Annotated in this window: 14 protein-coding genes; 13 read left to right on the top strand and 1 reads right to left on the bottom strand. The window is 63.5% G+C overall.

From position 1 onward, the window contains the following. Both AC1DN0_RS11680 and rpsJ read left to right on the top strand, forming a co-directional pair. Positions 1 to 79: EF-Tu C-terminal domain-related protein (locus AC1DN0_RS11680; RefSeq protein WP_156545601.1), on the top strand; the 79-nt coding region annotated here is incomplete at its 5' end. A gap of 94 nt (positions 80 to 173) precedes the next feature. After that, entirely contained in the window at positions 174 to 482 is a 309-nt protein-coding gene (gene rpsJ, locus AC1DN0_RS11675) for a 30S ribosomal protein S10 (RefSeq protein ID WP_006160488.1), read from the top strand. 106 nt (positions 483 to 588) lie between these two features. On the opposite strand, the gene AC1DN0_RS11670 is transcribed toward rpsJ, so the two are convergent. Beyond that, complete coding sequence (locus AC1DN0_RS11670) at positions 589 to 1,602, bottom strand: AraC family transcriptional regulator (RefSeq protein ID WP_441632748.1); 1,014 nt, start codon at positions 1,600 to 1,602, stop codon at positions 589 to 591. Positions 1,603 to 1,883: 281 nt separating this feature from the next. On the opposite strand from AC1DN0_RS11670, the gene AC1DN0_RS11665 reads away from it, so the two are divergent. The 11 genes from AC1DN0_RS11665 to rpsC all read left to right on the top strand — a co-directional run bounded on the left by AC1DN0_RS11665 (position 1,884) and on the right by rpsC (position 10,004). Beyond that, entirely contained in the window at positions 1,884 to 3,119 is a 1,236-nt protein-coding gene (locus AC1DN0_RS11665) for a dienelactone hydrolase family protein (protein WP_477145728.1), read from the top strand. Between the two features lie 127 nt (positions 3,120 to 3,246). Then, a complete protein-coding gene (locus AC1DN0_RS11660; protein ID WP_441632744.1) occupies positions 3,247 to 4,035 on the top strand; it encodes an SDR family oxidoreductase in 789 nt (262 codons plus the stop codon). A 54-nt stretch (positions 4,036 to 4,089) separates the two neighbouring features. Beyond that, positions 4,090 to 5,331: a styrene monooxygenase/indole monooxygenase family protein gene (locus AC1DN0_RS11655; RefSeq protein WP_441632742.1), complete on the top strand. Its 1,242-nt coding sequence runs from the start codon at positions 4,090 to 4,092 to the stop codon at positions 5,329 to 5,331. A gap of 1 nt (position 5,332) precedes the next feature. After that, a complete protein-coding gene (locus AC1DN0_RS11650; protein WP_441632740.1) occupies positions 5,333 to 5,824 on the top strand; it encodes a flavin reductase family protein in 492 nt (163 codons plus the stop codon). 301 nt (positions 5,825 to 6,125) lie between these two features. Then, on the top strand, positions 6,126 to 6,776 hold the full coding sequence (gene rplC, locus AC1DN0_RS11645) for a 50S ribosomal protein L3 (RefSeq protein ID WP_035870770.1): 651 nt from the start codon (positions 6,126 to 6,128) through the stop codon (positions 6,774 to 6,776). An 11-nt stretch (positions 6,777 to 6,787) separates the two neighbouring features. Further along, a complete protein-coding gene (rplD, locus tag AC1DN0_RS11640) occupies positions 6,788 to 7,408 on the top strand; it encodes a 50S ribosomal protein L4 (protein ID WP_477145727.1) in 621 nt (206 codons plus the stop codon). After that, complete coding sequence (rplW, locus tag AC1DN0_RS11635) at positions 7,405 to 7,719, top strand: 50S ribosomal protein L23 (RefSeq protein ID WP_006160473.1); 315 nt, start codon at positions 7,405 to 7,407, stop codon at positions 7,717 to 7,719. The genes rplD and rplW overlap by 4 nt, the downstream gene beginning before the upstream one ends. A gap of 2 nt (positions 7,720 to 7,721) precedes the next feature. Then, a complete protein-coding gene (gene rplB / locus AC1DN0_RS11630) occupies positions 7,722 to 8,552 on the top strand; it encodes a 50S ribosomal protein L2 (RefSeq protein ID WP_441632736.1) in 831 nt (276 codons plus the stop codon). Between the two features lie 21 nt (positions 8,553 to 8,573). Continuing rightward, on the top strand, positions 8,574 to 8,849 hold the full coding sequence (gene rpsS / locus AC1DN0_RS11625; protein ID WP_035870763.1) for a 30S ribosomal protein S19: 276 nt from the start codon (positions 8,574 to 8,576) through the stop codon (positions 8,847 to 8,849). Positions 8,850 to 8,858: 9 nt separating this feature from the next. Continuing rightward, positions 8,859 to 9,188 (top strand): 50S ribosomal protein L22, encoded by a 330-nt coding sequence (rplV, locus tag AC1DN0_RS11620; RefSeq protein ID WP_006160469.1) that lies wholly within the window; start codon positions 8,859 to 8,861, stop codon positions 9,186 to 9,188. A gap of 9 nt (positions 9,189 to 9,197) precedes the next feature. Then, positions 9,198 to 10,004, top strand: coding sequence for a 30S ribosomal protein S3 (gene rpsC, locus AC1DN0_RS11615; protein ID WP_035870762.1), 807 nt, complete (start codon positions 9,198 to 9,200; stop codon positions 10,002 to 10,004).

The raw sequence follows: 10,004 nt of genomic DNA, 5'->3' as shown, positions 1-10,004 counted from the left end.
GGAAGAAGGCCTGCGTTTCGCCATCCGTGAAGGCGGTCGTACCGTCGGCGCCGGCGTCGTGGCAAAGATCCTCGACTAAGCAAACTTCCTGGAGCAGGCTGGCGGTACAATACCGCCGGCCTGTTCCCTTGTTCCAGGGCGCTCGCCGCCCATCGCTCTTTTAAGGAAATATCATGCAGAACCAGAAGATCCGTATCCGCCTGAAGGCTTTCGACTATCGCCTGATCGACCAGTCGGCAGCCGAAATCGTGGATACCGCCAAGCGTACCGGCGCGATCGTCAAGGGCCCGGTGCCCCTGCCGACCCGTATCCAGCGCTTCGACATCCTGCGTTCGCCGCACGTCAACAAGACGAGCCGTGATCAGTTCGAGATCCGTACTCACCAGCGCCTGATGGACATTGTCGATCCTACCGACAAGACCGTTGACGCACTGATGAAGCTCGACCTGCCGGCCGGCGTCGACGTCGAAATCAAGGTGTAAGGTATTCCGCACAAGACCGCCCCTGGCGGTTTTGCGCAAACAGAAACGGCGAACTTCGGTTCGCCGTTTCTGTTTTTGTGCCCCCCTCTCCCCGTTGCACGGCCGGCTAGGCGGGCCCGCGCCGGCGGAGCGTCTGCCCCGGTGGCTCGCCGAAACTCTTGCGATATTCCACACTGAAGCGCCCCAGGTGGCTGAAGCCCCAGCGCAAGGCCGCGGCGGTGACCGAATCGAGGGCCCGGTCGTTCAACAAGTCCTGATGCACCCGTTCCAGCCGGACTGCGCGCAGGTATGCCATCGGGCTGATGCCGCGGTGCTCGCGAAATCCCGCATACAGCCCGCGCAGGCTGACGCCGGCCACTTCGGCCAGCAAGGCTGGCGTCAACGGTGCGTTGGCATGGGCATGGATGTACTCTTCGACCAGTTTCACATGACGCGGTGCCAGGGGTTTGCCGCGCGCCCGCAGTGCTTCGCTGAGACTGTGGGGCTGCACCGTCAATAGCGTGCCGATCACCAACTGCTCCAGCTGGCAGGCAGTGAGCGGATGCCGGGCCGCATCCGGTGCCAGCGCCATCACATCCGCCAGGTAGTGCACCATCTGGTACCACGCCGCCAGACGCCGCCACGGCATGCCTAGCTCGAAACGCAGCGGTTGTTGGGGACGATGGCCCAGGTACGCCGCGCACACCCGCTCCAGCGCGCCGCGCTCGACGCGCACGATCAACTGGTCGCTGTCGCGGCTCCAGCGCATTCGCACCGGATCGCAAGGCGTCAGCACCGAAGCGGTTTCCCGGTCGGAAAGGATCTCCTGCTGGCCGCAACGGATTTCCGCATGGCCGGCTATGGGCATCTGCACCAGCAGGAAGTCGTCAAGCGGCCCGGGCTCGATCTGCACCTCGGCCCCATAGGCCAGCCGGTTGAATGAGACCGCGCCAAGGGGCGCATGATACATGCGCGCCGCCAGCGCGGTGCCGCCGATGGTGAGCTTGTGCGGCTTGAACACCATGCCGACGGCGGCCCGCGTCTCGGCCTGGTCGGTCGAGGCGAAGACCAGCCGGGTAGGGTCGTCTAGCAGGGCGCCAGCCAGCGGCTCGGTGGCCGTGGCCGCGGGGGGCTGCGGCATTGTCTCGCTCCTCGGCATCATTGGCGCGCCGTTCCTGGTGGGGGATCCTCCTGCCTGCGGACCGTGCTGCTGCGTTGCCGCATTGGCCCCGCGCTGGTCTGCGGACGGAATCCTTCACATCACTATAGTGGATCGCTTCCTCGCGCCACTTGCCCGCCCCGCCATTTTCCTGCACTAATCGGATAGCCGCTGCAGCCGGTGGCTAGTTTGCTGCGGTGCGGATCGCCCATGATCGAATCCAGCACGGCAGCCCAACCCCCAAGAACAAAGGAGCGCAGCCCATGGGCCAGACTATCCAGATCCAAGCCGCCGACGGCAGCGGCACATTCAATGCCTACCTGGCCACGCCCGAATCGGGCAAGGGGCCTGGCATCGTGTTGTGCCAGGAAATCTTCGGCGTCAACGCCACTATGCGCGCCGTGGCGGACTACTACGCCGAGGAAGGCTACACGGTCCTGGTGCCGGACCTGTTCTGGCGTATCGCACCCGGCATTGAACTGGGCGACCGCGGCGAAGACTTCCAGCGCGCCCTTGGGCTGTATCAGCGCTTTGATGAGGCCCTCGGCGTCAAGGATGTGGGTTCGGCGCTGGAAGCGCTGCGCGCGCGTCCCGAGTGCGTGGGCCAGACGGGGGTGCTCGGCTTTTGCCTGGGTGGCAAGCTCGCCTACCTGTCCGCCTGCCGCCTGGACAGGGTGGCCTGCGCGGTGGCGTACTACGGCGTCGGCATTGAGCATGCACTGGCCGAGGCAGCCCACATCAAGGGCCGGCTGGTGCTGCATGTGGCCGAGCGCGACGGCTTCTGCCCGCCGGAGGCGCAAGCGCAGATCCGCGCTGCCCTGGGCGGCAAGGATGGCATTGAGCTGTATGTCTATCCCGGCGTCGATCATGCATTTGCCCGCGCCGGCGGCGAGCACTATGACCGACCGTCCGCGCTGATGGCGCACCAGCGGTCGATTGGCGCGCTGCGCGCAGAGATGGGTCCGCACTACGACTTCTCGGCCCTCTGGGACAAGCACTGCGAATACGAATTCGCCACCCGCGATGTCGATGCCACGATGGCGACCATGGTGGCGGAGCCCTACGTCAACCATATCCCGACCATGACCGGTGGCGTCGGCTATCGGCAGCTCAAGCGCTTCTACCAGAACCACTTTGTCCACAGCARCCCGCCGGACACCACGCTGATTCCGCTGTCACGTACGGTGGGCGCCAGCCAGATCGTCGACGAGCTGCTGTTCTGCTTCACGCATACCTGCGAGATTGACTGGATGCTGCCTGGCGTGCCACCCACTGGCAAGCGAGTGGAGATTCCGCTTGTCGCCATCGTCAAGTTCCGTGGCGACAAGCTTTACCACGAGCACATCTACTGGGACCAGGCCAGCGTGCTGGTGCAGATCGGCAAGCTCGATCCGACCGGGCTGCCCGTGGCCGGCATCAAGACTGCCCGCAAGCTGCTCGATGAAACGTTGCCCTCCAACGCGCTGATGGCACGCTGGCAGGAGAGCGAAGGCAAGTAGGCGGGGCGGGACCGCCGCCCCGGCAATCGACAAAATCAAAGCAAAAGGGGCGTGCCCGGCGCGCGCCGCGGGTACCGCTTGGTCCCTGCGGCGCATGGGCAACGCACCGATACAAGGAGACAACGTCATGAAAGGACTGCAGGACAAAGTCGCCATCGTCAGCGGCGGCGCCACCCTTATCGGCGCGGGCGTGGCGAAGGCCTTCGTCGAGGCCGGCACGCGAGTGGCGATTCTCGATATCGATGCCGCCGGCGGCGAGCGTGTCGCCGGCGAGCTGGGCGAACGAGCACGCTTCATTCGCGCCGACATCACCGACGACGCCGAGGTGGCCGCGGCCGTGTCGCAGGTCACGCGGCACTTCGGCGGCATCGATTACCTCGTCAACCTGGCCTGCACCTATCTCGATGACGGCTTCAAATCGAACCGCCGCGACTGGCTCACCGCGCTCGACGTCAATGTGGTCTCCAGCGTGATGCTGGCCCAGGCCGTCCACGAGGGAATGCGCGCGCGCGGCGGTGGCGCGATCGTCAACCTCACCAGCATCTCGGCCAACGTGGCGCAGACCGGCCGCTGGCTCTATCCGGCCTCCAAGGCAGCGATCCGGCAGCTCACCCGCAGCATGGCGATGGACCTCGCGCCCGACCATATCCGCGTCAACGCTGTCTCGCCGGGCTGGACCTGGTGCCGGCTGATGGACGAGGTCAGCGGTGGCAACCGCGAGCGTACCGATCGCGTGGCGGCGGACTTCCACCTGCTGGGCCGCGTGGGCGAGCCCGATGAAGTGGCCCAGGTGGTGCTGTTTCTCTGCTCGGACCATGCCAGCTTTGTCACCGGCGCCGACTACGCGGTGGACGGCGGCTACTCGGCGATGGGCCCGGAGCAAAACGTGCCCGCCATCCCGCGCCTGGCCGGCTGAAACCGCGATGCGGGACTTCGACTTTCACGCTGAACCTTCAAGTAGGAGATTGCCATGAGCCAACGCATTGCCATCGTCGGCGCCGGCCAGTCCGGCCTGCAGATGGCCCTGGGCCTGCAAGCCAAGGGCTACCGGGTCACGCTGCTGACCAATCGCACGCCGGACCAGGTCCGCGCGGGCAAGGTCATGTCCAGCCAGTGCATGTTCGATCGCGCGCTGCAGACCGAGCGAGAGCTGGGCTTGAACTGGTGGGATGATGCGTGCCCGCCGGTGGAAGGGATCGGCCTGGCGATTCCGCATCCGGAACAGCCTGCCGCCAGGTTGATCGACTGGGCTGCCCGGCTCGACCATCCGGCCCAAGCGGTGGACCAGCGACTCAAGATGCCGGCCTGGATGGAAGCCTTCGCGCAACGCGGTGGCGACCTGCGCATTGCCGATGCCGGCGTCGATGAACTGGAAGCGCTGGCTCGCGAGCATGATCTTGTGCTGCTTGCGGCTGGCAAGGGCGAGATCGTCAGCCGTTTCGAGCGGGACGCCACGCGCAGTCCTTTCAGCGCGCCGCAGCGTTCGCTTGCCCTGACCTATGTGAACGCAATGGCGCCGCGCACCCCGTTCTCGCGGGTTTGCTTCAACTTGATTCCCGGCATTGGCGAATACTTCGTCTTCCCGGCCCTGACGCTATCCGGCCCCTGCGAGATCATGGTGTTCGAGGGCATACCGGGCGGCCCGATGGACCGCTGGGCCGATGCGCGTACGCCGGAGCAGCACCTCGCCGAGAGTCTGCGCATCCTGCGCACCTGGTTGCCGTGGGAGGCGGAGCGCTGCGATGCGGTGACGCTGACCGACGAGCAAGGCATTCTCGCCGGCCGCTTCGCCCCGACCGTGCGCCGGCCGGTGATGACCTTGCCCTCGGGCCGGCTCGTGTTCGGCATGGCCGACGCTGTCCTCGTCAACGATCCCATTACCGGACAGGGCTCCAACAACGCCGCCAAGTGCTGCAAGGTGTATCTGGATGCCATCATTGCGCACGGCGATCGCGGTTTCGACGGGGACTGGATGGAGCAGACGTTCGCGCGCTACTGGCAGTACGCCGGCGACGTAGTGAACTGGACCAACTCCCTGCTCACGCCACCGCCAGCGCATATCCTGTCGCTGCTGGGCGCGGCAGGCCATGCGCCAGAGCTGGCCGCCCGCATTGCCAATGGCTTCGATAATCCGCCGGACTTCTTCCCCTGGTGGTCAGATTCCGCTGCCTGCCAGCAGTTGATTGACCAGCATCTGCCTCAGGCGGCCTGATATGGAAGCCGCTTGCGCTGTGCTGGATACCAGGGCGCTGCGGCGGGCCTGTGGCCGCTACGCTACTGGCGTGGCGGTCATCGGTGCCTGCGGTGCCGAGGGCCGTCCGATTGGCTTGACCATCAACTCTTTCGCCTCGCTATCCCTGGCGCCCCCGCTGATCTTGTGGAGCCTCGCACTGCACTCGCCAAGCGCCGCGCATTTCGCCGTGGGGAAGCACTTCGGCGTCAGCATCCTGCAGGCGGGCCACGGCGAGCTGGCGCGCCGTTTTGCCACGCCTGCCGAGGACAAGTTTGCCGGCGTCTCCCATCGGCGCTGTGAGCGGGGCGTACCTTATCTCGATGAAGCGTTGGCCACGCTGGCGTGCAGGGTGGAGCGCGCGGACGCGGTAGGAGATCATCTACTGATCGTTGGCGAAGTGCAGGGGTTTGAAGTGGGGGAGGGTGAACCGCTGGTGTTTTTCGGCGGGGAGTTCGTGAAGGTTGGGCGGTAAGGCTTCCGATTCGGTGCCGAAATTGCCACTTTTGCTGTCAAGACGCGCGGTGCCAGCGCCCCGCAACCGTAGTCAACGCCACAAAACAACACCGGCCCCACCGCGCACGCCCCAACTTCCTAAGGCACTCTTGCTCTTTCCAAACCGCTGCGATATAGTGTAAGGCTACCCGTTTGTCTATGGGTAGTGGGCCGGCCAGCTTGGCCGCGCGCAGTCTTCTTCAGCGCAAGCCCCGCACTGCAAACACTGTTTTCGTGTATCAATCAGCCCCGGCCAATCGCAGCTGGGAATGGAGCAAACCATGAGCCTTGGCCTTGTAGGTCGCAAGGTTGGCATGACCCGTATTTTCACGGACGACGGCGATTCAATTCCCGTTACCGTGGTCGAGGTCGGCGACAACCGCGTGACACAAATCAAGACGGACGAGACCGACGGTTATACCTCGGTTCAAGTCACTTTCGGCGCACGCCGCGCTAGCCGCGTCACCAAGCCTTTGGCAGGTCACCTTGCCAAAGCTGGTGTTGAAGCTGGTGAAATCATCCGCGAATTCCGCATCGATGCCGCTAAGGCTGGCGAACTGCAACCCGGCGGCACGCTGTCGGTTGACCTGTTCGAAGTCGGTCAAAAGATCGACGTCCAGGGCGTGACCATCGGTAAGGGCTACGCCGGTACCATCAAGCGTCACCATTTCGCATCGGGTCGTGCCACCCACGGTAACTCGCGTTCGCACAACGTGCCGGGTTCCATCGGTATGGCGCAGGATCCGGGCCGTGTGTTCCCCGGCAAGCGCATGACCGGCCATCTGGGTGACGTCACCCGCACCGTCCAGAACCTGGAAATCGCCAAGATCGACGCAGAGCGCAAGCTGCTGCTGGTCAAGGGCGCCATTCCCGGCTCCAAGGGCGGCAAGGTTATCGTTACCCCGGCCGTCAAGGCCAAAGCCAAAGCTTAAGGAGCGAATCAATGGAACTCAAGCTCCTCCAGGACAATGGCCAGATCGGCGCAAGCGTTGACGCTTCGCCCGAAGTCTTCGGCCGTGACTACAACGAAGCCCTCGTTCACCAGATCGTCGTCGCTTACCAGGCTAACGCTCGCAGCGGTAACCGTAAGCAGAAGGATCGTGAAGAGGTCAAGCACACGACCAAGAAGCCTTGGCGCCAGAAGGGTACGGGTCGCGCCCGTGCCGGTATGTCTTCCTCGCCGCTGTGGCGCGGGGGCGGCCGTATCTTCCCGAATTCGCCGGAAGAGAACTTCACGCAGAAGGTCAACAAGAAGATGTTCCGTGCCGGTATGCGCTCGATTTACTCGCAGCTCGCACGTGAAGGTCGTATCAACGTGGTGGACGGTTTCACCGTCGATGCGCCCAAGACCAAGCTCTTGGCCRACAAGTTCAAGGCCATGGGCCTGGACTCGGTGCTGATCATCACCGACAGCCTCGACGAGAACCTCTACCTGGCTTCGCGCAACCTGCCGCACGTGGCAGTTGTCGAGCCGCGCCAGGCTGACCCGCTGTCGCTCGTGCACTACAAGAAGGTGCTGGTGACCAAGGCAGCCGTCGCGCAGATCGAGGAGTTGCTGAAATGACGCAAGTAGCCAAGAACGATCATCGTTTGATGCAGGTGCTGCTCGCGCCGGTGGTTTCCGAAAAGGCAACCCTGGTCGCCGACAAGAACGAACAAGTCGTGTTCGAAGTCGCTCGCGATGCCAACAAGGCAGACGTGAAGGCGGCAGTCGAACTGCTGTTCAAGGTCGAGGTGCAGTCCGTTCAGATCCTGAACCAAAAGGGCAAGCAAAAGCGTTTTGGCCGTTTCATGGGGCGTCGCAACCACGTGAAGAAGGCTTACGTTTCGCTCAAGCCGGGTCAGGAAATCAATTTTGAAGCGGAGGCCAAGTAATCATGGCACTCGTCAAGACCAAGCCGACGTCCCCGGGCCGTCGCTCCATGGTGAAGGTGGTTAACGCCAACCTGCACAAGGGCGCGCCCCACGCTCCGCTGCTGGAAAAGCAATTCCAGAAGTCGGGCCGTAACAACAACGGTCATATCACCACCCGCCACAAGGGCGGTGGTCATAAGCACCACTATCGCGTGGTCGACTTCAAGCGCAACGACAAGGACGGCATCCCCGCCAAGGTCGAGCGTCTGGAATACGATCCGAACCGCAGCGCCAATATCGCGCTGGTGCTGTTCGCCGACGGCGAACGCCGCTACATCATTGCCACCAAGGGCATGGTAGTTGGCCAGGCGTTGATGAATGGCTCGGAAGCTGCGATCAAGTCGGGTAACAACCTGCCGATCCGCAACATTCCGGTTGGTACCACCATCCACTGCGTGGAAATGCTGCCGGGCAAGGGCGCTCAGATCGCTCGCGCCGCAGGCGGTTCCGCCGTGCTGCTGGCTCGTGAAGGCATCTACGCCCAGGTTCGCCTGCGCTCCGGTGAAGTGCGTCGCGTTCACATCGAATGCCGCGCCACCATCGGTGAAGTCGGTAACGAAGAGCACAGCCTGCGCGTCATCGGCAAGGCCGGTGCAAATCGTTGGCGCGGTATCCGCCCGACGGTTCGCGGCGTTGTGATGAACCCGGTGGACCACCCGCACGGTGGTGGTGAAGGCAAGACCGCCGCAGGTCGTGACCCCGTTTCGCCGTGGGGTACCCCGGCTAAGGGTTACCGTACCCGCAGCAACAAGCGCACTGCCAGCATGATCGTGCAGCGCCGCCACAAGCGTTAATCGGTAGGTAGGAGCCTAGACATGACACGTTCCGCAAAAAAGGGTCCGTTCTGTGACGCCCACCTGCTGAAAAAGGTGGAAGCAGCTGCAGGCGGCAAGGACAAGAAGCCCATCAAGACTTGGTCGCGTCGCTCGACCATTCTGCCGGACTTCATCGGCCTGACGATCGCCGTACACAACGGCCGTCAACACGTGCCGGTGTATGTTTCGGAAAACATGGTTGGCCACAAGCTCGGTGAATTTGCGCTCACGCGTACGTTCAAGGGCCACGCGGCTGACAAGAAAGCGAAGAGGTAAGGTGCCATCATGGAAGTGAAAGCGATTCATCGCGGTGCCCGCATCTCCGCCCAGAAAACGCGCCTGGTCGCTGACCAGATCCGCGGTCTGCCGATCGAGCGCGCGCTCAACGTTCTGACGTTCAGCCCGAAAAAGGCTGCCGTCATCGTGAAGAAGGTGGTCGAATCGGCCATCGCCAACGCCGAGCATAACGAAGGCGCCGACATCGACGAATTGAAGGTCAAGACCATCTTCGTCGACAAGGCAACCTCGCTCAAGCGTTTCACGGCACGAGCAAAGGGCCGCGGCAACCGCATCGAGAAACAAACTTGTCACATCACTGTGACGCTCGGCAACTAAGGAGTCACGATGGGACAGAAGATTCATCCGACTGGCTTCCGTCTGGCCGTCAGCCGTAACTGGGCTTCGCGTTGGTACGCCAACAACACGAAGTTCGCCGGCATGCTGAAGGAAGACATCGAAGTTCGCGAGTTTCTGAAGAAGAAGCTCAAGAACGCTTCGGTAGGCCGCGTCGTGATCGAGCGCCCCGCCCGCAATGCACGTCTCACCATTTATAGCTCGCGTCCGGGCGTGGTGATCGGCAAGAAGGGTGAGGACATCGAACTGCTCAAGGCCGAGCTGCAACGCCGCATGGGTGTGCCCGTGCACGTGAACATCGAGGAAATCCGCAAGCCGGAAACCGATGCGCAGCTGATCGCCGATTCGATCACCCAGCAGCTCGAGCGCCGTATCATGTTCCGCCGCGCAATGAAGCGCGCGATGCAGAATGCGATGCGCCTCGGTGCCCAGGGCATCAAGATCATGAGCGCCGGTCGTCTGAACGGCATCGAAATCGCTCGTACCGAGTGGTATCGCGAAGGCCGTGTGCCCCTGCACACCCTGCGCGCCGACATCGACTACGGCTTCTCCGAAGCAGAAACCACCTACGGCATCATCGGTGTCAAGGTGTGGGTCTACAAGGGTGATCACCTCGGCCGCAACGATGCGCCGGTGGTGGAAGAGCCGCAAGACGAGCGTCGTCGTCGCCCGGGTGGTCGTCCTGATGGTCGTCGCCGTGAAGGCGAAGGCGGCCGTCCGGGTGGCAATCGCCGCGGTGGCGCGGGTGCCGGTGCAGGTCGCCGCGCTCCTGGCGCAGATGCGAAGAGTGGAGAATAA

It is taken from the genome of Cupriavidus sp. 05N39 (assembly GCF_056397325.1).
This window is presented reverse-complemented; position numbering and strand designations above follow the sequence as displayed.

Excerpts from the sequence above, each read along its gene's own strand:
- rpsJ (WP_006160488.1), top strand. The coding sequence starts at position 174 with ATGCAGAACCAGAAGATCCGTATCCGCCTGAAGGCTTTCGACTATCGC.
- AC1DN0_RS11670 (WP_441632748.1), bottom strand. The coding sequence starts at position 1,602 with ATGCCGCAGCCCCCCGCGGCCACGGCCACCGAGCCGCTGGCTGGCGCC.
- AC1DN0_RS11660 (WP_441632744.1), top strand. The coding sequence starts at position 3,247 with ATGAAAGGACTGCAGGACAAAGTCGCCATCGTCAGCGGCGGCGCCACC.
- AC1DN0_RS11655 (WP_441632742.1), top strand. The coding sequence starts at position 4,090 with ATGAGCCAACGCATTGCCATCGTCGGCGCCGGCCAGTCCGGCCTGCAG.
- AC1DN0_RS11650 (WP_441632740.1), top strand. The coding sequence starts at position 5,333 with ATGGAAGCCGCTTGCGCTGTGCTGGATACCAGGGCGCTGCGGCGGGCC.
- rplC (WP_035870770.1), top strand. The coding sequence starts at position 6,126 with ATGAGCCTTGGCCTTGTAGGTCGCAAGGTTGGCATGACCCGTATTTTC.
- rplW (WP_006160473.1), top strand. The coding sequence starts at position 7,405 with ATGACGCAAGTAGCCAAGAACGATCATCGTTTGATGCAGGTGCTGCTC.
- rplB (WP_441632736.1), top strand. The coding sequence starts at position 7,722 with ATGGCACTCGTCAAGACCAAGCCGACGTCCCCGGGCCGTCGCTCCATG.
- rpsS (WP_035870763.1), top strand. The coding sequence starts at position 8,574 with ATGACACGTTCCGCAAAAAAGGGTCCGTTCTGTGACGCCCACCTGCTG.
- rplV (WP_006160469.1), top strand. The coding sequence starts at position 8,859 with ATGGAAGTGAAAGCGATTCATCGCGGTGCCCGCATCTCCGCCCAGAAA.
- rpsC (WP_035870762.1), top strand. The coding sequence starts at position 9,198 with ATGGGACAGAAGATTCATCCGACTGGCTTCCGTCTGGCCGTCAGCCGT.